This window comes from Alistipes sp. An66 (assembly GCF_002161445.1).
GTDB lineage: Bacteria > Bacteroidota > Bacteroidia > Bacteroidales > Rikenellaceae > Alistipes > Alistipes cottocaccae.
Map to the genome: position 1 here is coordinate 24,208 of NZ_NFHT01000003.1, position 23,747 is coordinate 47,954.

The window sequence follows — 23,747 nt, forward strand, 5'->3', positions numbered from 1 at the left end:
CAACACGGTATGCCAAAGCCCCGCGGCACCGTATTTTACCGCGGCTCCCTCCGCTCCCCGAAACCAGATACCCTAACTCCGCTTAATAACGCATTTCCCATGATCTCCTTCGAAACGCCCTCATGGGCCGATGAACTCGACTGCGCCGTCACGCTCTGCGACACGCAGGGAATCGTCCGCTACCAGAACGATCGCTCCGTCGCCGTCAACGGCGATGTCCGGGGTCAGTCGCTCTTCCCCTGCCACAACGAACGCTCGCGCGGAATCATCCGCCGGCTGCTCGAAACCGGAGGCCGCAACGTCTACACGATCGAAAAGCGCGGTGTCCGCAAACTCATCTACCAGACCGTCTGGCGCGAAGCCGGCGAGGTGCGCGGACTCGCGGAATTCTCGATGGAGATCCCCGGCGAGATGCCCCACTACATCCGAAACTGACCCCAAAAAGACCCCAAAGATGCTCCATTTCGATTGCGACTACATGGCGGGCGCGCATCCCGAAGTGATGCGCCGCCTCGTCGAGACCAACCTCGAAGAGACCCCCGGTTACGGCTGCGACCCCTACACGGCCCATGCCCGGGAACTCATCCGCCGGGAGTGCCAGGCCCCCGGAGCCGGGATCCACTTCCTGGTGGGCGGCACCCAGACCAACGCCACCGTCATCGACGGGCTGCTGCGCCGTCACGAAGGGGTGCTGGCCGCCGAATCGGCCCACATCAACGTCCACGAGGCCGGGGCAATCGAGGCCGCCGGACACAAGGTCCTCACCCTGCCCCAGTACGACGGCAAGGTTCGGGCCGGCGACGTCGAACGCTTCATCGACACGTTCTACCGCGACGAGACCTGGCCCCACATGGTTATCCCCGGGATGCTCTACATCTCGCACCCGACCGAGTTCGGGACGCTGTACAGTCTCGAAGAACTGGAAGAGCTCCACGCCGTCTGCCGGCGCCGTTCGATCCCGCTCTACCTCGACGGCGCACGGCTCGCCTATGCGCTGGCCGCCGACAGAGCCACCCCTTCGCTCCCCGACATCGCACGCCTGTGCGACGTCTTCTACATCGGAGGAACCAAGACCGGAACGCTCTTCGGCGAGGCCGTCGTCATCACCCGCCCCGAACTGCTGCCCCATTTCTTCACCCTCGTCAAGCAGCACGGCGCCCTGCTGGCCAAAGGACGGCTGGCCGGCATCCAGTTCGAGACGCTCTTCACCGACCGGCTCTATCTGCGGATCGCCCGTCAGGCCATCACGACGGCCTTGAAGCTGAAAGCGGCGATGCTCGACAAGGGATATCGGCTCTACATCGACTCGCCGACCAACCAGCAGTTCTTCGTCCTGCCGAACCGCGAAATCGACCGGTTGAGCCGGTATGCCACCTTCGAATTGTGGGGGCCGCGCGGTGAGGAGGAGACCGTCGTGCGCTTCGTCACCAGCTGGGCCACCGAAGAGCGGCACATCGACGAACTGATCGCCCGGCTCTGAACGGCGAAGGAGGGAAAAGCGCCATCCCTGCCCGGAGCAACGCGGGTCCGGTTCGGAGCGGCGGAGCCCCGGTTCGGAAGAGCGGAGAGGGAACACGAACCCGAACCGGAGCGGCATGGTTCGGCCCATTTTTTTCGGGAAGCACTTATTTTTGTCGTGTTTGCTTGCTATTTTGTAAAGTTTATTTTATATTTGCGACAGCAGGCGGGAGAAGTGCGCACCTCCGGCAGCCTGCCCAAACCGACAAAAAACAACCAGTCATGAACAAAATCCTGCTGCTGCCCCATGCGTTCAAACGGATCGGATGGGTGCTATTCATCCCGACGGCCCTGCTGGGCGCACTGATGTTTTTCGACGGATTCAACGGATTCCCCTCGTTCCTGCTGCCCGACTCATTCGCTCCGGCCCGGGACTTCACCCGCCTTTGGAACAACATCGTCATCATCGGCGTTCTGCTCGGTGTCCTCTTCATCGGCTGCTCGCGCGAACGCATCGAGGACGAACTCATCGCCCGCATCCGTCTCAACGCCCTGCTCGCGGCGCTCTATGTCACCGTGGGTGTCTCCGTACTCTCCGCGCTGGTGCTCTACGACTTCGCCTACATCAACTTCATGATCTTCAACCTCTGCCTGCTGCCCGTGCTCTTCCTCGTGATCGAACGGGTGATGCTCTGGCGGCTCGGAAAGGAGGCGGCGCATGAAGAATAGGATCCGGGTCGAACGCGCCGAGGTGCGCATGACCCAGCAGCAACTGGCCGGGGCCGTGGGCGTGAGCCGCCAGACGATCAACGCCATCGAGGCCGGGAGGTTCGTTCCGTCGACCGTGCTGGCGCTGAAAATCGCACGGACATTCGGCAAGCCCGTCGAGGAGCTCTTCCAGTTGGAAGAGGGGGAATGACCCGCCGGACCGAACCCGTACCAAAAAGAGGAAGGCCCGGAGATCCGGGCCTTCCTCTTTTTCTCCTCCCGCCCCCTGACGGCGAAAACCGACCCGTCAGAGTTTAATGTCGTAGATCTGGATCACACCGGCGAGTTTTCCCGATTCGTCGGTCACCAGCAGCGACGTCACCTTGTTGCGCGTCATCATCTTCTCCGCCTCGATCAGCTTCTCGGTCGGGGCGATCGTCTTCGGATGCGGCGTGGCGATATCCATCGCCCGGATGTTGAAGAATTCGCCCCGCAGCCGCTCCATCGCCCGGCGCACGTCGCCATCCGTCACGATACCCTCGATGCGGTCGCCGTCGCAGATCACGATCAGGCCCAGACCGCCCTTCGAAATGGCGTGGATCATCTCCGCAGCCGGGCAGTCGGGCGAAACGACCGGCAGGTCGTGGTCCCGCATGACGTTCCCCACGGTCATCAGCAGGCGCCGCCCCAGGCTGCCCCCCGGATGCAGACGGGCGAAATCGACGCTCGTGAAGCCCCGCAAGTCCATCAGCGAAACGGCCAGCGCATCGCCCATGGCGATCTGTGCCGTGGTCGACGACGTCGGGGCCAGGTGCAGGATGCAGGCCTCCTCCTCGACCCGCACGTTCAGGTGCACGTCCGAGTTCTTGGCCAGCGCCGAATCCGGGTTTCCCGTCATCGAGATCAGCCGGTTGCCGTTCGAGTGGATGAAAGGCACGATTTTCAGAATCTCGTCCGTCTCGCCCGAATAGGAGAGCGCCAGCACGATGTCCTCCTTCGAAATCATGCCCAGGTCGCCGTGGAACGCTTCGCCCGGGTGGAGGAAGAAACTCGGCGTTCCCGTCGAGGCGAGCGTCGCAGCGATCTTGCGACCCACAAGGCCCGATTTGCCCATGCCCGTCACGATGCACTTGCCGTGGCTCGCAAGAATCAGCTCCACGGCCCGCGCAAACGAATCGTCGAGCGTCTCTTCCAGATGGCGCAGCGACAGCATCTCGGTATGCAACGCCTTGCGTGCCACCGTCAGAATTTGGGATTTCGTCGTATCGGTCATGTCGGTCAAAGCAAAGATTCGATCAGCGGTTCCAGATCATCGAGCCGCAGCATGTTCGCGGCATCGCTCAAACCCCGGTCCGGATCGGGGTGCACCTCGAAGAAGAAGCCGTTGGCGCCGAACGCCTTTGCGGCATGCGCCATCGCCGGGACGAACTCGCGGTTGCCACCCGTCTTGCCGCCCGCCGCGCCGGGGCGCTGCACCGAGTGCGTGCAGTCCATGATGACCGTCGGAGCGATATGCAGCATGTCGGGAATGTTGCGGAAGTCGACCACCAGGTTGTTGTAGCCGAACGAGTTGCCGCGTTCGGTGAGCCACACCTCCCGGGCTCCCGCCTCGCGCGCCTTCTCGTAGGGGTATTGCATGTCCACCCCCGAGAGGAACTGCGCCTTCTTGATGTTCACCGTGCGGCCGGTCTTCGCCGCAGCCACCAACAGGTCGGTCTGCCGGCACAGGAACGCCGGGATCTGGATCACGTCGACCACCTCGCCCACCGGCGCGGCCTGCCACGATTCGTGGATGTCCGTCAGGAGTTTCAGCCCCCATTTCGCCCGCACGTCCGCCAGCATTTGGAGCCCCTTTTCGAGCCCCGGGCCGCGGAACGACGCGATCGACGTCCGGTTGGCCTTGTCGAACGACGCCTTGAAGATGATCTCCGTCCCGAGCCGGCGGTTGATCGCCACCAGGCGTTCGGCCACCGCGTCCAGCAGTTCGGCCGATTCGATGACGCAGGGTCCTGCAATGAGTTTCATAACACTTATCGGTTGAATTCGGGATGTTGTTTCAGGAACGCTTCGGCACGGGCCAGATCCTCCGGGGTGTCGATCCCCACGGTCTCGGCATCCGTGATGCCCACACCTATTTTATAGCCGTTTTCCAGCCACCGCAGCTGTTCGAGCGACTCGGCCAGTTCCAAAGGCGACTGCGGCAGGGTCGTGACCTTGCGCAGCACCTCCGAGCGGAAGGCGTAAATGCCGATGTGCTTGTAAAAGGTGTGTTTCGCCAGCCACTCCCCGCGCGGGACATTCCGCAGGTAGGGAATCACCGAACGCGAAAAATAGACGGCCTGCGACTGCACGTCGAGCACCACCTTCGGGGAGTTGGGGTTTTCCAGCGCGGCGAGCCCGTCGTTCTCCGAAAAGGGTTTCACCAGCGTGGCGATGTCGGTCGCGGGATTTTCGAAGCAGCGCTTCAACGCTTCGAGCTGCTCGCGGCGGATGAAGGGTTCGTCGCCCTGCACGTTGACCACCACGTCGTACGCACGTCCCTGCTTGTCGTAGGCCTCCCGGCAGCGGTCCGTACCGCTGCGGTGCGCCGCCGAGGTCATCTCGACCTTCCCGCCGAACGCCCGCACGGCGTCGTAGATCCGCTGGTCGTCCGTGGCCACCACGGCGTCGTCCAGCACCCCGGCGACCTGTTCGTAGACCCGCTGGATCACGGGTTTGCCGCCCAGCAGCGCCAGCGGTTTGGCCGGGAAGCGTGTCGACGCATAGCGCGCCGGGATGATTGCGATGAATGTCAGAGGCATGGTTATATTATAAATATCCTTATAAAATTACTTTTCAGGGCAACTCGCTCCCGTCCGCCGCTGCTCGCGGCCCGTGGCCGCGTATTCAGATCTACCCTCCCCTAAATCCCCTCCGCGGAGGGGACTTTATGAGGGAAGCCTTTTCCGAAGAATGGAAGGTCGGAACTTTCAGATCGCCATTATCCTCAAATGCTCAACACTCAATTTTCCATTTTCAATTCTCCATTCTCCATTTGGAAAACTACTCCAACGCCAGCGCCAGCACCTCGTCGTTCGTCCGCACGTAGTGGAACGTCAGACCCTCGACGTACTCCGCCTTGATCTCCGCAATGTCCTTGCGGTTCTCCTCCGAAAGGATCAGCTCCGTAATGCCGGCCCGCTTGGCCGCCAGAATCTTCTCCTTCACGCCGCCGACCGGCATCACCCGGCCCCGCAGCGTCGTCTCGCCCGTCATGGCGATCCGCTCCTTCACCTTGCGGCCCGTGTAGGTCGAGACGATCGACGTCACCATCGTAATGCCCGCCGAGGGGCCGTCCTTCGGGATCGCACCCTCCGGAACGTGGATGTTGATGTCGTTCGTTTCGAACAGCTTCGGGTCGATGTTCAGCTCCTTGTGGTGAGCCATCACCCACTCGTGCGCAATCGTCGCCGACTCCTTCATCACGTCGCCCAGATTGCCCGTCAGGCTGATCTTGCCCTTGCCCGGCGTCAGGCACGACTCGATGTAGAGGATGTCGCCCCCGACCTCGGTCCACGCCAGGCCCGTCACGACACCCGTCATGCCGCCCACCTCGTACTCCTCACGCAGGAACTTCGGCATCCCGAGGATCTTTTCCAGATCCTTTTTCGAGATCTCCGGAGCGAACGTCTCGTCGAAGGCGATCTGCTTGGCCCGCGCCCGCGCGATCTTCGCCAGATGCTTGTCCAGCGAGCGGACGCCCGCCTCGCGCGTATAGCACGAAATGATCTCCTCGACCACCTCCGGCGTCAGGGTCATCTCCTGCTCCTTGATGCCGTGGGCCTCGCGCTGCTTCGGAAGCAGGTGGTCCAGCGCAATGCGCACCTTCTCCTCCACGAGGTAGCCCGGGATGTTGATCATCTCCATGCGGTCGCGCAGCGCCGGGGCGATGTTCCCCACGTTGTTCGCCGTGGCGATGAACAGCACCTTCGAGAGGTCGTACTCCATGTCGATATAGTTGTCGTGGAAGGTCGTGTTCTGCTCCGGGTCCAGCACTTCGAGCAGCGCGCTCGACGGGTCCCCGTGGTTCGAGACCGTCACCTTGTCCACCTCGTCGAGGATGATCACCGGATTCGACGACCCGCAGCGCTTGATCGTCTGGATGATCCGGCCCGGCATCGCACCGATGTAGGTGCGGCGGTGTCCGCGGATCTCCGACTCGTCGTGCAGGCCGCCCAGCGAAATGCGCCCGAACTTGCGGCCCAGCGCCGCGGCCACCGACTTGCCCAGCGACGTCTTGCCCACGCCCGGAGGGCCGTAGAGGCAGAGAATCGGCGATTTCAGGTCGCCTTTCAGCTTGATGACCGCCAGGTGTTCGAGGATCCGCTCCTTCACCTCGTCGAGTCCGAAGTGGTCGTGATCCAGCTGTTCGCGCGCGCATTTCAGGTCGAGGTTGTCCTTCGTGACGTCGTTCCACGGCAGTTCCAGCAGCAGTTGCAGGTAGGTCATCTGCACCGAATACTCCGCAACCGCCGGGTTCAGCCGCTCGACCTTCTGCAACTCCTTCTCGAAGGTCTCGCCCACCTCCTTCGGCCAGTTCTTCTTCCTGGCCTCCTCGCGCAGCTTCTCGATGTCGGCATCCGGGCCGTCGCCCAGTTCGTCCTGAATCGTGCGCATCTGCTGTTGCAGGTAGTAGTCCCGCTGCTGCTTGTCGATCTCCTGCTTGACGCGCTCCTGGATCTGGCTCTTCAACTCGGCCAGCTGCTGCTCCCGGATCAGGATCTCCAACAGCTTCCGCGCGCGTGCCAGCAGCCCCGGGGCTTCGAGCAGCGACTGCCGGTCTTCGTCCGTGAGCTCCATGTTCGAGCAGATGAAGTTGATGATTCCCCGCTTCGAGTCGATGTTCTTGATGGCGAAGGCCGCCTCCTTGGGCATCGACGGCGAGACGTTGATGATGTTCAGCGCCACGTCGCGGATCGAGTCGACCAGCGCCTCGAACTCGATGCTCTTCACGTCGGGCGTCGAGTCCCGCAGCGCCACGACCCGCGCCTTGAAATAGGGTTCCGTAGCGATATATTCCGTGATCTCGATCTTTTCCAGACCGTTCAGGATCACCGTCAGGTTGCCGTTCGGCATCTCCAGGATCTTGATGATCCGCGCCGCCGTACCGACCTTGTACATGTCGTCCGGCGAGGGGTCCTCGACCTCGCTCTCGCGTTGCAGCACGGCACCCAGCATGCCGCCTTCGGCATTCACCGCACGCACCAGCGAGATGCTCTTGTCGCGTCCCACGGTGATCGGCGTGATGGCCCCCGGAAAGAGGACCGACGAACGAAGCGTCAGAATCGGGATGATCTCCGGAACCTCGACCTCCTCGACCGGCTCGTCGCCGCCCGTCACGATCGGGATCACCCGATGCTTGCCGTCGAGCAGCTCCGGGGCCAGATTCAGCTCGTCCGTTTCAATGGTTTCGATCTTATCTTTCTTGCTCATAATGTCCTTACCTATATAGAATGTCGCAAAGGTAACGTTTTTTCGCTGATTTTATTTCATCTTTGACAGATTGTTAATAACTTTGCCTCCCCGAAAGAGTTCGGAAACCCTTTTTAAAACCCATAATGCGTTATGCAAATCGCTGACAAATACGCTCCGCAACAAATCGAAGCCAAATGGTACGACTACTGGATCGACCACCGGCTCTTCCACTCGGAACCCGATGAACGCGAACCCTATACGATCGTCATCCCGCCCCCCAACGTCACCGGCATGCTCCACATGGGGCACATGCTCAACAACACCTTGCAGGATGTCCTCGTGCGCCGCGCCCGCATGTCCGGAAAGAACGCATGCTGGGTCCCCGGCATGGACCATGCCTCGATCGCCACGGAGGCCAAAGTCGTCGCCATGCTCCGCGAAAAGGGAATCGAGAAGGCGTCGCTCTCGCGTGACGAATTCCTGAAATACGCCTGGGAGTGGAAGGAGAAGTACGGAGGCGTCATCCTCCGGCAGCTGCGCAAGCTCGGCGCCTCGTGCGACTGGGACCGCACCTGCTTCACGATGGACGACATCCGCACGGAGAGCGTCCTGCGCGTCTTCTGCGACCTCTACGACAAGGGTAAGATCTACCGCGGCGTCCGCATGGTCAACTGGGACCCCGCCGCACAGACCGCCCTCTCCGACGAGGAGGTCATCTTCAAGGAGTCGCACGGAAAGCTCTACTACCTGCGCTACAAGGTCGAGGGATCGGAGCGCACGATCATCGTCGCCACGACCCGTCCCGAGACCATCCTCGGCGATACGGGCCTCTGCGTCAACCCCAACGACCCGCGCTATCAGGACCTCCCGGCCGACGCCCGCGTCATCGTGCCGCTCGTCGGACGCTCGATCCCCGTCATCCGCGACGAGTATGTCGACATCGAGTTCGGCACCGGAGCCCTGAAAGTGACCCCGGCGCACGACGTCAACGACTACATGCTCGGGGAAAAATACGGACTGGAATCCATCGACATCTTCAACGACGACGGAACGATCAACGACAAGGTCGGCCTGTACGTCGGACAGGACCGTTTCGATGTCCGCCGCCGGATCGAGAAGGACCTCGATGCCGCCGGGCTCCTCGAAAAGACCGAGGAGTACACCAACAACGTCGGCTATTCGGAGCGCACGGGCGTCGCCATCGAGCCGAAACTCTCGATGCAGTGGTTCCTCTCGATGAAGGAGCTCGCCGAGCCCGCAACGCGCGCCGTCATGGAGGACGCCATCCGCTTCGTGCCCGAGAAGTACAGGAACACCTACCGCTACTGGATGGAGAACATCAAGGACTGGTGCATCTCGCGCCAGCTGTGGTGGGGACAGCGCATCCCGGCGTGGTACCTCCCCAAAGGAGGCTTCGTCGTCGCACCCACGCCCGAAGAGGCCCTCGAAAAGGCCCGCGCCAAGGCCGGGGACCCGACGTTGCAGCTCGCCGACCTGCGGCAGGACGAGGACGTGCTCGACACGTGGTTCTCGTCGTGGCTCTGGCCCATTTCGGTTTTCGACGGAATCCGCAACCCCCACAACGCCGAGATCGAATACTACTACCCGACGAACGATCTGGTCACCGCGCCCGACATCATCTTCTTCTGGGTCGCCCGCATGATCATGGCCGGCTATGAATACCGGCAGGAGAAGCCCTTCGCCAACGTCTACTTCACGGGCATCGTCCGCGACAAGATCGGCCGCAAGATGTCCAAGCAGCTGGGCAACTCGCCCGACCCGCTCGACCTGATCGCCCGGTACGGCGCCGACGGTGTCCGCATGGCGATGCTCATCAGCTCGTCGGCCGGAAACGACGTGATGTTCGACGAGGCGCTCTGCGAGCAGGGCCGCAACTTCGGCAACAAGATCTGGAACGCCTACCGTCTGGTCAACGGATGGACGGCCGACAACACAGCCCCGCAGAGCGAAAACAACCGTCTGGCCGTGGCGTGGTTCGAACAGGCTTTGAGCCGCTCGCTGCGCCAGATCGACGAGGACTTCAAGGCCTACCGCATTTCGGAGGCCTTCAAGGAGGTTTACCGGCTTTTCTGGGACGATTTCAGCAGTCTCTACCTCGAAATGGTCAAGCCCGCCTACGGACAGCCGACCGACTCGGCGACGCTCGACGCCACGAAGCACTATTTCGACGCCCTGATACGCATGCTGCACCCCTTCATGCCGTTCGTCACCGAAGAGATCTGGCAGGCCCTCGCGCCGCGACGCGAAGGCGAGTCGATCTGCGTGGCGCAGATGCCGCAGCCCGCAGTCGGGGATGCCGCCCTGATGGCCCGCTTCGAGCTGGTGAAGGAGATCGTCTCCTCGGTGCGCAACATCCGCAACCAGAAGAACCTGCCCCAGAAGGAGGCCCTCACGCTCCACGTCATCGTCGACGGGAACTACCCCGCGGAGTTCGCCCCCGTGGTGATGAAGATGGCCAACCTCGCGGCCATCGAGCCCGTCACGGAGAAGGATCCCGCCGCCGCGGCCTTCCTCGTCAAGACGACGCAGTACTTCGTGCCGCTGGCCGGGAAGATCGACGCCGAGGCCGAAATCAAAAAGCTCACGGACGACCTGAAATACTACGAGGGATTCCTCGCCTCGGTGATGAAGAAGCTCTCGAACGAGCGCTTCGTGCAGTCGGCGCCCGAGAAGGTCGTCGCCAACGAACGCGCCAAGCAGGCCGATGCCGAAGCCAAGATCGCGGCGCTGAAAGAGCAGCTCGCGGCACTGAAATAGACACCGGAACGCCGACCGGGCCAGGGTGCCGGAGCCGAAAGGACCGCCGGGCCGTCGGAAACGGCCAAATCCGAAAGAAGCGGCCGCCCCGGGACAGGCGCAAAACAACGGGACCGACGGTTGCGGCCCGGGCCGCAACCCCACCACCGACCGACCCCCGTCCCCGTGACGGGGGCCTGTCGCAAAAAAACAGGAGACCGAACAACAGCGAAAATGCCTTCCATCACGATCTATACCGACGGCTCGGCCCTCGGAAACCCGGGGCCCGGCGGCTACGGCGTCGTGCTCCTCTCGGGGCCCCACCGCAAGGAGCTCTCCCGGGGATTCCGCCTCACGACCAACAACCGCATGGAGCTCACGGCCGTCTGCGTGGCCCTCGAAGCGCTCCGCTTCGAGGGGTCGGACGTCGTGATCTACTCCGACTCGAAATACGTCGTCGATGCCGTCACCAAAGGATGGGTCTTCGGCTGGCTCCGCAAGGGTTTTGCCGGAAAGAAGAACCCCGATCTCTGGATGCGGTTCCTGCGCGTCTACAACCGCCACCACGTCCGCTTCGTCTGGGTCAAGGGACACGCCGACACCGTGGAGAACAACCGTTGCGACCAGCTGGCCGTCGCCGCCGCCAACGACCGCGCAAACTGGCTCGAAGACACCGGCTACACGCCCGAACAGGCGTAAAAGAACACGAATCCCGAGTCCGAAATCACTCGAAAGGTCCGATAAAATGCCCTTTCTTTCCGATAATTTTCCGAAAATCCGCGCTTTTTTCGCTTTTCGGGTTATTATCACTATATTTGCAGGAAATTGATGCCGGACCGCAGCCTCCGGAATCCCGACCCAATGCGGATTCCCCCCGACGGACTTCGGGCCGGTTGTGAGATTGCGCAACCTCCAAACCCTACGGAATGTTCAAGACTTACATGCGGCTGCTGGGCTTCGCCCGTCCGATCGAAAAATACGCGATCCCCTATTTCTTCTACTCGCTCTTCTACGCGCTGTTCAACTCGCTGACGTTCATGCTGATCATCCCGATCCTGAACACGATGTTCGACGCGAAGTACACTTTCGAGTACGTGGAGAAACTCCCGCCCCTGCAATTCAACCAGGAGTATCTGACCGCCCTCTTCAACTACACCTACTCGCACGTATTCCACGAATACGACCGACAGAACGTCCTGCTGCTGCTGGCCGTCGTCGCCATCATCATCAGCCTGTTGAGCAACCTCTTCCGATACCTCGGGGCCTGGACCATGGAGAACATGCGCACACGCACGCTCCAGAAAATGAGAAACGAGATGTTCTCCCGCGTCATGGACATGAACGTCGGATACTTCTCCGACCAGCGGAAGGGCGACATCATCTCGAAAATCACCTCCGACGTCGGCGTCGTCCAGTTCTGCATCACCAATACGCTGCAAGTCTCCTTCCGCGAGCCCTTCCTCATCATCGGATACATCGTCATGATGGTCGCCATCTCGTGGGAACTCGCCCTCTTCTCCATCCTCTTCCTCCCGATCGTGGCCCTGCTCATCGGAAACATCGTCAAGAAACTCCGCCACCCCGCCCGCACCAACCAGAAACGAATGGGCGAAATGGTCGCCACGCTCGACGAATCCCTCGCCGGAATCAAGGTCATCAAGAGCTACAACGCAACCGAATACATCAAACAGAAATACTACGACATCAGCGCCGACCTCGCACGCCTCACCCTCTCGATGGCCCGCCGCCAGCAGCTGGCCTCCCCGATGAGCGAATTCCTCGGAATCACGGCTGTCGGCGTCATCCTCGTATTCGGAGGCTCGCTCGTCTCGGCCGGATCGCTCGACCCCGGAGGATTCATCGCCTTCGTGGCCATCTTCTCCCAGATCACCCGCCCCGTCAGGACCTTCATCGATCAGTTCGCCAACATCAACCAGGGTCTGGCCGCCGGAGAGCGCATCTTCTCGATCATCGACACCAAACCCGAAATCCAGGACAAACCCGACGCCCGCGAACTTACCGGACTGAAAGACAAGATCGAATTCCGCAACGTGCACTTCTCCTACGACGGTTCCCGTGAGGTGATCGACGGCATCTCGTTCGAGATCCGCCGCGGGCAGACCGTCGCGCTGGTCGGACCTTCGGGAGGCGGCAAGTCGACCCTCAGCGAACTCCTGCCCCGCTTCTATGACCCCACGAGCGGCGAGATCCTCATCGACGGAGTCTCCCTGCGCGACTACACCCAGGAGAGCGTCCGCGCCCACATGAGCGTCGTGGCGCAGGATACCGTGCTCTTCAACGACACGATCGCGAACAACATCGGCATGGGACGCCGCGGCGCCTCGCACGAGGAGATTGTCGAAGCGGCCCGGGTCGCCAATGCCGACGACTTCATCCGCGAATGCCCCGAAGGCTACGACACCAACATCGGAGACCGCGGCACGAAACTCTCCGGAGGCCAGCGACAACGCCTCTCGATCGCACGCGCCGTGCTGAAAAACCCCGACATCCTGATCCTCGACGAGGCCACCTCGGCCCTCGACACCGAGAGCGAAAAACTCGTGCAGGATGCTCTGAACAAACTGCTCAAAGGCCGTACGTCGGTGGTCATCGCACACCGCCTGTCGACGATCCACAACGCCGACCAGATCATCGTCGTGGACCACGGCCGCATCGCCGAGCAGGGCACCCACGCCGAACTCATGGCGCGAAACGGCATCTACGCCAAACTCATCGAGATGCAGTCCTTCGACTGACCGGCTGCCGAGCCGAAAACACCCTCCGGGCCGCCGTTCCGCAGCGAACAGGCGGCCCGGAGCGTTGTTTCACGCCCCGCAGGTGACGGTTTCGGGGCAAGGTTGCAACGTTTTCCAATCTTTTTATTATCTTTGCGGGTTGTCAACATGCAGCGAAAAAAATTTCTTACCGATATGAAGTTCAAGGAGTATAAAGGCCTCGACCTGGCAGGCACCGCCGCCGACGTGCTCGGCGAATGGGATGCCCGCGACACGTTCCACAAAAGCATCGAAACCCGCGAGGGGCATCCGACGTTCGTCTTCTATGAGGGTCCCCCCTCGGCGAACGGCATGCCCGGCATCCACCACGTCATGGCCCGCACCATCAAGGACGTATTCTGCCGCTACAAAACCCAGCAGGGATATCTCGTCCACCGCAAGGCCGGATGGGACACCCACGGACTGCCCGTCGAACTGGGCGTCGAGAAGAAACTCGGAATCACCAAGGAGGACATCGGCAGGAAGATCTCCATCGAGGAGTACAACCGCACGTGCCGCGAAGCCGTCATGGAGTTCACCGGCATGTGGGAGAACCTCACCCGCAAGATGGGATACTGGGTCAACATGGACGACCCCTACATCACCTACGACAACAAGTACATCGAGTCGCTGTGGTGGCTGCTGAAACAGCTCTACGACAAGGGGCTGCTCTACAAGGGCTACACCATCCAGCCCTACTCGCCCGCGGCCGGAACCGGGCTCTCGACCCACGAGCTGAACCAGCCCGGCTGCTACCGCGACGTCAAGGACACGACGGTCGTGGCGCAGTTCCGCATCCGCAACCCCAAGCCCGAAATGGAGGGTTGGGGAACCCCGGTCTTCCTGGCCTGGACCACCACGCCCTGGACCCTGCCCTCGAACACGGCCCTCTGCGTCGGCCCGAAGATCGACTACGTCGCCGTGCGCAGCTACAACCCCTACACGGGTGAGAAGATGACCGCCGTGGTGGCCAAAGCCCTCCTGAACGCACACTTCAACAAGAAGGCCGAAGGCATCGCGCTGGATGAGTACAAGCCCGGCGACAAACTCGTCCCCTATGAGGTGGTCGGCGAGTGGAAGGGCCCCGAACTGGTCGGCATGGAGTACGAACAACTGCTGCCCTGGGTCAAGCCCGTCGAGACGGATGCCGACGGCAACTGGAAGGAGGCCTCGGCAAAGGCCTTCCGCGTCATCGCGGGCGACTACGTGACCACCGAGGACGGTACGGGCATCGTACACATCGCCCCGACGTTCGGTGCCGACGACGCCTTCGTCGCACGCGCCGCCGGGATCCCGTCGCTCTTCATGATCAACAAGAGGGGCGAAACCCGTCCGATGGTCGACCTCACCGGGAAATTCTACCTCCTCGACGAACTGGACGAGCGTTTCGTGAGCGAGTGCGTCGACGTCGAGGCCTACAAGGAGTACGCAGGCCGCTGGGTCAAGAACGCTTACGACCCGCAGTTCACCGTCGACGGAAGGTACGACGAGAAGGCCGCACAGGCCGCCGAGTCGCTCGACATCTACATCTGCATGAAGATGAAGGCCGCCGGATTGGCCTTCCGGATCGAGAAGCACGTCCACAACTACCCCCACTGCTGGCGCACGGACAAACCCGTGCTCTACTACCCGCTCGACTCGTGGTTCATCCGCACGACGGCCTGCAAGGAGCGCATGATCGAGCTGAACCGCACGATCCGCTGGAAACCCGAATCGACCGGTACGGGACGCTTCGGCAAGTGGCTCGAAAACCTCAACGACTGGAACCTCTCGCGTTCGCGCTTCTGGGGCACGCCGCTCCCGATCTGGGCCACCGAGGACCGTTCGGAGCTGAAATGCATCGGTTCGGTCGAGGAGCTGATGGGCGAGATCGAAAAATCAATCCAGGCCGGTGTGATGCAGCACAACCCTTATGAAAATTTCAAGGTCGGCGACATGTCGAAGGAGAACTACTCCACGGACCGCATCGACCTGCACCGCCCCTACGTCGACTCGATCGTCCTCGTCTCGTCGAAGGGCGAGCCCATGCGCCGCGAACCCGACCTGATCGACGTCTGGTTCGATTCCGGAGCCATGCCCTATGCACAGGTGCACTACCCGTTCGAAAACAGGGAGAAGTTCGGGGAGGTATACCCCGCCGACTTCATCGCCGAGGGCGTCGACCAGACCCGCGGGTGGTTCTTCACGCTGCACGCCATCGCCTCGATGTTGTTCGACTCGGTGGCATTCCGGAACATCATCTCCAACGGTCTGGTGCTCGACAAGAACGGAAACAAGATGTCCAAGCGGCTGGGCAATGCCGTCGACCCCTTCGAGGTGCTCGACACCTACGGACCCGACGCCACACGCTGGTACATGATCTCCAACTCGCAGCCGTGGGACAACCTCAAATTCGACCGCGACGGCGTCGACGAGGTGCGCCGCAAGTTCTTCGGAACGCTCTACAACACCTACTCGTTCTTCGCCCTCTACGCCAATGTCGACGGCTTCACCGGCCGGGAACCCGAGGTGCCGATGGAGAAGCGTCCCGAGATCGACCGCTGGATCATCTCGCTGCTCAACACCCTGGTCAAGGAGGTGACCGAGGCGCTCGAAAACTACGACCCGACGCCCGCGGCCCGCGCCATTCAGGAGTTCGTCGGCGAAAACCTCTCGAACTGGTACGTCCGCCTCAACCGCAAACGCTTCTGGGGCGGCGGAATGACCGAGGACAAGCTCGCAGCCTATCAGACGCTCTACACCTGTCTGGAAACCGTCGTGATGCTCGCCGCGCCCTTCGCACCGTTCATCACCGACCGCATCTTCTGCGACCTGAACGCCGTGAGCGGCCGCCACACCGATGAGTCCGTACACCTCTCGACCTTCCCCAGGGCCGAACTCTCGCTGATCGACAGCCGGCTCGAAGAGCGCATGGACCTCGCACAGAAGGTATCCTCGATGGTACTGGCCCTGCGCCGCAAGGTCTCGATCAAGGTCCGCCAGCCGCTGATGAAGATCCTCATCCCGGTGCTCGACCCCGCCATGGCCGAACAGATCGCCGCCGTGAAGAACCTCATCATGAGCGAAGTCAACGTCAAGGAGGTGGAACTCATCGAAAATACCGCCGGCATCATCACCAAGCGCATCAAGCCCAACTTCAAGACCCTCGGCCCGCGCTACGGAAAGCAGATGAAGCAGATCGCCGCCCTGACCGCGGAATTCTCGCAGGAGCGCATCGCCGAGATCGAGGCCGCACCCGAAACCGTGCTCGACATCGCCGGCGAGAAGATCGTCGTGACGCCCGCCGACTTCGAGATCACCTCCGAGGACATGCCCGGATGGCTCGTCGCCTCGGAGGGCAAGCTCACCGTGGCCCTCGACATCACCATCACCGACGAACTCAAGGCCGAAGGTGTGGCACGCGAATTGATCAACCGCATCCAGAACATCCGCAAGGAGTCCGGATTCGAGGTTACGGACAAGATCCGCGTGGAGATCGAACAGAAGGAGATCGTTGCCGACGCCGTAGCCCGCTTTGCCGACTACATCGCATCGCAGACGCTGGCCGTCGGAATCTGCACGGCCGCTCAACCCGCCGGCGGAATTGTCGTCGATTCGGATGTCGATGACGAGCCGTTGCGCATCGCCATAACGAAAATGTAGCACCGTTCTGTTCCCCGGAAATTTGGTTATATCGGAAATATTGTTTAATTTTACATAAAACCAAAAGAGAGGACAAGACCATGGCAGACGAAAGAACACGGTACAGCGACGCCGAACTCGAAGAGTTCAAGCAACTTATTCTGAAAAAACTCGAAAACGCACGAGCCGATTACGAGTTGTTGCGTGCGACGATCACCCATACGGCGGACAACGACACCGAGGACACCTCGCCGACCTACAAGGTGCTGGAAGAGGGGGCCGCAACCCTTTCGAAAGAGGAAAACGGACGACTCGCAACCCACCAGATGAAGTTCATCCGCAACCTCGAAATGGCTCTTGTACGCATCGAGAACAAAACATACGGCATCTGCAAGACCACGGGAAAACTGATTCCCAAGGAGCGGCTGATGAAGGTGCCCCACGCCACGGAGTGCATCGAGGCCAAGGAGCGCCGCAAATAACCTCCCCAAAGGTCGGCTGGGGCCGGCAGAAGGGGTCGGCAGGAAGGGCTGACAGCACTGCGAGGAGCCGCAGGAAGGAGCCAGCAGAAGGGGTCGGCAGGAAGGGCTGACAGCACTGCGAAGGGGCCGCAGGAAGGGGCCGGCAGAACCGCAACCAAAAGTTTCAACTGCCTGACAAAAAAGGTCCACCCGAATTCCGGGTGGGCTTTTTTTTGCATTCAAACCTCCCCCGAAAGCGTTTTCACATACGTTTTACCGGATTTTTACGTTATCTTTGAGCCCATGTTCCGGTTCCGCACATTCATCCTGATCCTGATCCTGTGTCTCCCGGGTGGTGTGGCCGCAGCCCGCGCCGCAAGCCCCTCGGCAAGACCCGGCATGCAGACCCCCAACCGCTTCACCCCCGACAGCGCCCGGATCCGGAACCCCAAAGCCAGAAACCGAAACAACAGACTCTACGACAGCATTGAGTCGAAAACAAGCCGACGCACCGTCCCTCGCATGCTCTACAACCTGGTGTTCGTCAAACCCGTCCTCGATACTACCTCGAACGGACAATTCCGCGACGAAAGCAGCCTGCTGGAACCCTTCGCCGGCAAAACCATCGGGCAGATCGCCATCGAACGACAGCAGGTCTTCGACCCCGGAGGCACCTGGCTCGAACGCGCCGCAAACAACACACACATGCTCACCCGCGACCGCGTCATCCGCCGCGACCTGCTCTTCAAATCCGGAGACGAATTCGACCCGCAACTCATCGTCCGAACCAAACAGCTCATCCGATCCCGGGACTATATCTCCGAAATCGACATCGCCGTACAACCCGATTCGGTCGACTCCACGCGCGTGAACCTCGTCATCACGACCCGCGACAGCTGGACCATCTCCGCCGACGGATCCATCCGCTCCGAAGGCCGTACCATGGTCGCACTCTCCGACGCCAACATCTTCGGATCCGGAAACAGCCTCAAATTCCTCACCAACTTCGACCGCAGGGACTTCTCCTACGGCGGAAACATGGTCGAATACAAGATCCCGAATGTCCTGGGGAGCTTTTACACCGCAGAATTCAACGCCGGTCGCGACTTTTACAGCTCGCTGCTCGACATCGGACTCCGGAAGGAGTTCCTCAAACCGACCGACTACGAGATCGGTCTCACCTACAACAACATCAAGGACAAACGCTACATGATCGAGCAGGACACCTCGCTGCTCGTCAAGGTCCGGAACCTCGACGCCTGGGCCGGATACTCCCGCTATCTGCGCCCCATCAAGTCGAGCGCATACCTCACCGGACGTTACAATTACAGCCGGACCACCCTGCGCCCCGAGGTCGGCCCGCGCTACAACCCCGCACTGCACGACCAGGACGCCCTGCTCCTCGGGCTGGGTCTCTACCGCGAGAAATTCTACACCGCCAACATGATCTACGGATTCGGACGACGCGAGTACCTCGCCGCCGGATACAAGGCCGAAGCGGTAACCGGATATACCTGGGGCGAGTTCAGCGATGCCGTCTACCTGGGTTTGAGCTACGAGGCCGGAGGTTTCTGCCCGATCGGCTACATCATGGGCGGAGCCACGCTCGGAAGCTACATCGACCCCGCGGACGGCATGTGGCAGCGGAGTGCCGTCGACGTGGACCTGCGCTGGTTCTCGAACCTCTTTCTGCTCCAACGCAGCCGGATCCGGCAATTCATCTCGTTCAACTACACCCAGGGATGGAACCGATGGTCCGGAAGCGACGAAAGCATCCGATTCACCGACACCAACGGATTGCAGGCCCTCAACGAATATGCCATCGGTACGAACCGCATGATCCTGAACTCGGAGACCGTGCTCTTCTCGCCCTACCAGCCGTGGGGATTCCGTCTTGCCTTCTTCGGGTTCGCAGACTTCGGGCTCCTCGGATACGACTCCAACATCTTCAAGAACGAATTCTTCACCTCGTTCGGAGTCGGTGTCCGCCTGCGGAACGAACGACTCATCTTCAACACGATCCAGATCCGGCTCGGCATCGCATTCGGGAAGAGCGGGCTCGTCGACTGCGACTACTTCCGCATCTCGAACTCCACCCGGCTGGAACAGTACCGCTACCGCCCGACCCGGCCCGAGATCGTCGACTTCAAATAACCCGGGGCGGCAACCGGCGAAAAGGGAGCGGGAAAAACGCGGCGGGAGGAACAGAGCACGGCGGAACACGACGGAACAAGGACAAGCACAACAAAAGACGGGCGGAACGGAATGCTCCGCTCCGCCCGTCGAAAGGCAGAACCGGAAATCTCCGGCAACCGTCATTTGCGCGTCCGGGCCCGCAGCACACCCTCCTTGCCGGGTGTCTCATCGTTGCGGACCAACTCCAAACGCCTGATCTTTCCCGGTTCGATCCGTTCCAGATCGGCCTTGGTGGCGGGTTTGCCGTCGATCTCGATCCGGTAGTCCGCCTCGTCGATCTCCGAAAAGTCGGCTGTCACGCGCCCCTTGGCCACCGTGACCGAGCCATTGTCGTCGGAACGGCTCTTCGACATCACCTCCGGACCCGTGACCACCATGCCGCCCCGGCCCCCGACCACCGTATTGCAGGGAACCGACACCCCGGCATCCGCCGCATCCGTTTGATACATGGAGATCACCGAACCCCGGAATTTCCCGTCGTCGAGGTCTTTCAGCTTCTGCTGCGCGCTCTTCCACGCGTCGCTCTGGAAATAATTGTTCATCTCGGAGAGCTGCATCTGCGCCCGCTTCCACGCCTCGCTTTGGAAATAGGAATCCGAAGCATCCGAAACCTCGGAGAGCCGCTTTTGCGCCTCCTTCCACTCGTCGCTCTTGAAGTAGGAATCCATCTCGGAGAGCTCCATCTGTGCCCGCTTCCACTCCTCGCTCCGGAAATAGTCGCTGTCGAGGCCCGACGCTCCCGTTTTTTTCAACTCAACCACGATCAGCCCCCGGTTCTCCGACCCGGTATAACGGCGGTACTCCTCCGGGATATTCCCCTTGTAGACCGACATGCTTCTGATCCGCTCCGGCGAGAGCCCTTGAAGCTCCCCCTCGAAGAGTTTGCCGTCGACCACGATCACCGGATTCTCCGGAAGCCCGGAGGTCGACAGGGAGGCGTGCGACGGCGATCCCGAAATCGAAATGGACATGGTCTTCCCGTCGGAGGAGGTCGTCACCTGCGTACCGTAGGCGCCGTTCTCTCCGGAAGGAGCGGCGGCTTCGCCCGTTTTTTTCAGTGTCACGACGATCACGCCGTTCCGGGCTTCCGGGCCATACGAGATTCGGGCCAGCGAATCTTTCAGCACCGAGACCGCGGCGATCCGTTCCGGGCGGAGCGTGTCGAGGACCTTTGCGTCGGCTTTCGCGCCGTCGATGACCACCAGCGGCGCCTGCTGCGGATCCGACAGTCCCTTCACCCCGCGGATGACGAGCGTATCCGGACCGATTTCCGCACGCATTTCGTGCTTCGCAACGGGATTTTGCGTATCTTTGTACGCAGGAACGACATAACGGGTCTCGGCGAAGGCTCCCAGAGCCAGACCCGCAAGCGGCAGCAGAAGAAGCGCACGCGCTTCGGCCCGCCGCGACGATTTTTTTCGCAACATCATGGTAATACGGTTTTTAAGTTTACTGTGATTGAAGCTGTTGGCGACCGAGCACCACCTCTCGCCGACAGCTTTCCTTATAAGCAGCATCTGGTAACTCCTGGCATCGACGCCGCTCGCCAGCACGGCGGCATCGGCCTCGTATTCGTGGATGGCCCGCAGCTCGCGCCGCAGCAGCCACATCGCCGGATTGAACCATTGCAGGCACCCCGCCAGATCGGTCACCAGCACATCGAACGAGTGGTGCAGGCGGACATGGGCCTGTTCGTGGGTGAGGATCGCCGCGCCGTTCCAGACCAGATCGGCGTCGGAGATCACGATGAAGCGGCACCAGCTGAACGGCGTGATCTCCTGCGGGAAACGGACCAGCACCGAGCCGTCGTCCAGCCGTTCGCGGCGCCCCCGGCGGATCATCCGCACGACGGCGGCCAGCGACCACAGCGTCCGCAGACAGGCCGCGACGGCTCCCGTCAGGAAGAGCATGCCGACGAGCGTCCGCCACGGAAACGGCGCCGGAGCATCGGCCGCCACTGGGGCGGGAAGCGCATCCGTGACGAAGAATTCGGGGGCCACGGGCAGTTCGCGGCGGATCGTGATCACGCACAGCGGCAGCAGGAACGAAAGGAGGATCGCCCCCAACACCACGATGCGGTTGAAGCGGTGGAAGGTCTCGCGGCTCAACAGCAGCTTGAAAAAGAGGTAGAAAACGGCCAGACAGACACCGACTTTCAGGCTGTAAAGCGTCAGTTCGTACCACATGGCTACCGGGCGTTTTGGCGTTCGATGCGCTCGATCAGTTCGCGCAGCTCCTCGACCGAGAGGCGCTCCTCCTCGACCAGCGCCGAAACAGCCCCGAGGCAGGATTTCTCGAAATAGCGGTCGATGACGCTGCCCAGCGTGCGGCGCGAAAACTCCCGTTCGCTGACAAGCGGGTAGTACTGGTAGGTATTCCCGAAGGGTTTGTGCCCCACGTAGCCCTTCGTTTCGAGCGTCCGCACCATCGTCGACAGCGTATTGAAGTGCGGTTTCGGTTCGGGAGCCAGCGCCACCAGCTCCCGCACAAACAGCGGTCCGTGCGTCCAGAAGCACTGCATCAGCTCCTCTTCGCGGCGTGTGAGTTTTTCCATGACAAGATTCGGTTTCGATTCGGTTTCAAAGTTAACTAAAAAATCTTCACATGCAACTATTTTACATAGTTTATCAACTAAAAAATTTAGTTTTGATAATTTTTCTTCCGGATTCCATCTATTATATGTATCTTTGAATAATGATACTCCTCGCAGACAGCGGCTCGACGCAATGTACGTGGATCGCCGACGACGGCGTCCGGATGCGCGAAATGCGCACCCGCGGGATCAATGCCGTCCTGCACGACGACGAACAGATCCGCCGCACGCTGGCAGAACTTCCGCCCTGTCACGACGTTTCGGCCGTGCATTTCTACGGCGCGGGCGGCGGAGGGAGTTTCCCCGAAGCCTCGGAGCGGCTCCGCAAAATGCTCGCCCGCCGCTTCCAGACGCCGAAGATCTCCGTCGAATCGGACCTCACGGGTGCCGCCCGCGCCCTCTGGGGCCGCGGCGAAGGGATCGCCTGCATCCTCGGAACCGGGTCGAACTCCGGCTGCTGCCGCGGCGGCGAGATCGTGCGGCAGGTGCCCCCGTTGGGCTATCTCCTCGGCGACGAGGGGAGCGGCGCCGCACTGGGACGCGCCCTGCTCAACGGCATCTTCAAGGGCCACATCCCCCTGCGGGAGGAGTTCGACGCCGCGTACCGCCTCCCCTACGAGGAGATCATCCGCCGCGTCTACCGCGAACCCTTCGCCAACCGCTTCCTCGCGTCGTTCGCACCCTTCGTCCGGGCGCACATCGACACGCCGCAGGTGCGGGAAATGGTCGTCGGAGCCTTCCGCGAATTCGCACGCCGGAACCTGCACAGCTATCCCGCCGGGCTTCCCGTCGCCTGCGTCGGGGGCGTGGCCGCCCACTTCGAACCGTGGCTCCGCACGGCACTCGAAACCGAAGGGTATCACGTGGAAACCATTGTCGAATCGCCCGCACGAGGGCTTGCCGAATACCATCATGGAGAAGAGAATCACCGAACAAAACTCGGAATACGATAATTTGCAGGAGATGTCCGTCCACGACCTCCTCGTGGGGATCAACCGCGAGGATGCCCGCGTACACGAAGCCGTGCGGAAGGTCATCCCGGTCATGGAACAGCTCGTCGAGCGCATCGTCGAACGCATGCGCCGCGGCGGAAGGCTCTTCTACATCGGCGCCGGAACCAGCGGCCGCCTCGGTGTGACGGATGCTTCGGAACTTCCCCCGACCTTCGGGGTTCCGTTCGACCTCGTGATCGGACTCATCGCCGGAGGCGACGGTGCCCTGCGCCGGGCCGTGGAGCACGCCGAAGACGATACGGAGGGCGCCTGGCGCGACCTGGCCCCCTATCGGCCCACGGCCGACGACACGCTCGTGGGGATTGCCGCGTCGGGGACCACGCCCTACGTCATCGGCGGATTGCGAAGAGCCCGGCAGGAAGGGCTGCTGACCGCCGCCGTGGTCTGCAACCCCGGATCGCCCGCCGCAGCCGCGGCCGAATACGCCCTCGAAGCGGTCGTGGGACCCGAATTCGTCACCGGATCGACGCGCATGAAGGCCGGAACGGCCCAGAAACTGATGCTCAACATGCTCTCCACGACGGTGATGATCCGACTCGGACGGGTCGAGGGAAACCGCATGGTCCACATGCAGCTCACGAACGACAAACTCGTCGCCCGCGGCACCCGCATGGTCGCCCAGAGCACCGGACTCTCCGAAGCCGAGGCCCGTGAAACCCTGCTCCGCTGGGGATCCGTAAAAAAAGCCATCGAACACGCAACCAAATAAACC

The 23,747-nt window shown here is 61.6% G+C and carries 18 protein-coding genes; 12 read left to right on the top strand and 6 right to left on the bottom strand.

The genetic code is table 11. The features are described from left to right. The first annotated feature begins 99 nt into the window (after positions 1–99). The 4 genes from B5G16_RS03115 (at position 100) to B5G16_RS03130 (ending at position 2,377) form a co-directional block, all read left to right on the top strand. Positions 100–435 carry a PAS sensor protein gene (locus B5G16_RS03115; RefSeq protein ID WP_087261015.1) on the top strand — a complete coding sequence of 112 codons (336 nt, stop codon included), beginning with the start codon at positions 100–102 and terminating at the stop codon, positions 433–435. Between the two features lie 19 nt (positions 436–454). Continuing rightward, positions 455–1,480, top strand: coding sequence for a threonine aldolase family protein (locus B5G16_RS03120; RefSeq protein WP_087261017.1), 1,026 nt, complete (start codon positions 455–457; stop codon positions 1,478–1,480). A 260-nt stretch (positions 1,481–1,740) separates the two neighbouring features. Next, positions 1,741–2,187, top strand: coding sequence for a hypothetical protein (locus tag B5G16_RS03125; RefSeq protein ID WP_087261019.1), 447 nt, complete (start codon positions 1,741–1,743; stop codon positions 2,185–2,187). Further along, complete coding sequence (locus B5G16_RS03130; RefSeq protein WP_087261020.1) at positions 2,177–2,377, top strand: helix-turn-helix transcriptional regulator; 201 nt, start codon at positions 2,177–2,179, stop codon at positions 2,375–2,377. The genes B5G16_RS03125 and B5G16_RS03130 overlap by 11 nt, the downstream gene beginning before the upstream one ends. A 96-nt stretch (positions 2,378–2,473) precedes the next feature. Here B5G16_RS03130 and B5G16_RS03135 read toward each other — a convergent pair whose 3' ends face one another. The 4 genes from B5G16_RS03135 to lon form a co-directional block, all read right to left on the bottom strand. Further along, complete coding sequence (locus tag B5G16_RS03135; RefSeq protein ID WP_087261395.1) at positions 2,474–3,439, bottom strand: KpsF/GutQ family sugar-phosphate isomerase; 966 nt, start codon at positions 3,437–3,439, stop codon at positions 2,474–2,476. A 5-nt stretch (positions 3,440–3,444) separates the two neighbouring features. After that, entirely contained in the window at positions 3,445–4,191 is a 747-nt protein-coding gene (gene kdsA, locus B5G16_RS03140; protein ID WP_087261022.1) for a 3-deoxy-8-phosphooctulonate synthase, read from the bottom strand. Between the two features lie 5 nt (positions 4,192–4,196). Further along, complete coding sequence (gene kdsB, locus B5G16_RS03145) at positions 4,197–4,961, bottom strand: 3-deoxy-manno-octulosonate cytidylyltransferase (RefSeq protein ID WP_087261399.1); 765 nt, start codon at positions 4,959–4,961, stop codon at positions 4,197–4,199. A gap of 247 nt (positions 4,962–5,208) precedes the next feature. Then, positions 5,209–7,638 carry an endopeptidase La gene (lon, locus tag B5G16_RS03150; protein WP_087261024.1) on the bottom strand — a complete coding sequence of 810 codons (2,430 nt, stop codon included), beginning with the start codon at positions 7,636–7,638 and terminating at the stop codon, positions 5,209–5,211. 132 nt (positions 7,639–7,770) lie between these two features. On the opposite strand from lon, the gene B5G16_RS03155 reads away from it, so the two are divergent. From B5G16_RS03155 to B5G16_RS03180, 6 genes are all read left to right on the top strand, one after another. Further along, positions 7,771–10,398: a valine--tRNA ligase gene (locus B5G16_RS03155; RefSeq protein WP_087261025.1), complete on the top strand. Its 2,628-nt coding sequence runs from the start codon at positions 7,771–7,773 to the stop codon at positions 10,396–10,398. Between the two features lie 213 nt (positions 10,399–10,611). After that, positions 10,612–11,076, top strand: a complete 465-nt coding sequence (rnhA, locus tag B5G16_RS03160) for a ribonuclease HI (protein WP_087261026.1) — start codon at positions 10,612–10,614, stop codon at positions 11,074–11,076. A gap of 227 nt (positions 11,077–11,303) precedes the next feature. Next, complete coding sequence (locus tag B5G16_RS03165; RefSeq protein WP_087261028.1) at positions 11,304–13,133, top strand: ABC transporter ATP-binding protein; 1,830 nt, start codon at positions 11,304–11,306, stop codon at positions 13,131–13,133. Positions 13,134–13,307: 174 nt separating this feature from the next. After that, entirely contained in the window at positions 13,308–16,793 is a 3,486-nt protein-coding gene (gene ileS, locus B5G16_RS03170) for an isoleucine--tRNA ligase (protein ID WP_087261030.1), read from the top strand. An 80-nt stretch (positions 16,794–16,873) separates the two neighbouring features. Continuing rightward, positions 16,874–17,254 carry a TraR/DksA family transcriptional regulator gene (locus B5G16_RS03175; RefSeq protein WP_087261032.1) on the top strand — a complete coding sequence of 127 codons (381 nt, stop codon included), beginning with the start codon at positions 16,874–16,876 and terminating at the stop codon, positions 17,252–17,254. 282 nt (positions 17,255–17,536) lie between these two features. Continuing rightward, positions 17,537–19,387 carry a POTRA domain-containing protein gene (locus B5G16_RS03180; RefSeq protein ID WP_087261034.1) on the top strand — a complete coding sequence of 617 codons (1,851 nt, stop codon included), beginning with the start codon at positions 17,537–17,539 and terminating at the stop codon, positions 19,385–19,387. A gap of 161 nt (positions 19,388–19,548) precedes the next feature. Here the strand turns inward: B5G16_RS03180 and B5G16_RS03185 are convergent, their stop codons facing one another. Further along, positions 19,549–21,615: a M56 family metallopeptidase gene (locus B5G16_RS03185; protein ID WP_087261036.1), complete on the bottom strand. Its 2,067-nt coding sequence runs from the start codon at positions 21,613–21,615 to the stop codon at positions 19,549–19,551. Between the two features lie 2 nt (positions 21,616–21,617). Continuing rightward, entirely contained in the window at positions 21,618–21,983 is a 366-nt protein-coding gene (locus B5G16_RS03190; RefSeq protein ID WP_087261038.1) for a BlaI/MecI/CopY family transcriptional regulator, read from the bottom strand. Between the two features lie 140 nt (positions 21,984–22,123). Between B5G16_RS03190 and B5G16_RS03195 the strand changes: the two genes are divergently transcribed. Next, positions 22,124–22,975, top strand: coding sequence for an ATPase (locus B5G16_RS03195; protein ID WP_087261039.1), 852 nt, complete (start codon positions 22,124–22,126; stop codon positions 22,973–22,975). Continuing rightward, positions 22,935–23,744 (top strand): N-acetylmuramic acid 6-phosphate etherase, encoded by an 810-nt coding sequence (murQ, locus tag B5G16_RS03200; RefSeq protein WP_087261041.1) that lies wholly within the window; start codon positions 22,935–22,937, stop codon positions 23,742–23,744. Before B5G16_RS03195 ends, murQ begins: the two co-directional genes overlap by 41 nt. Positions 23,745–23,747 lie beyond the last annotated feature (3 nt).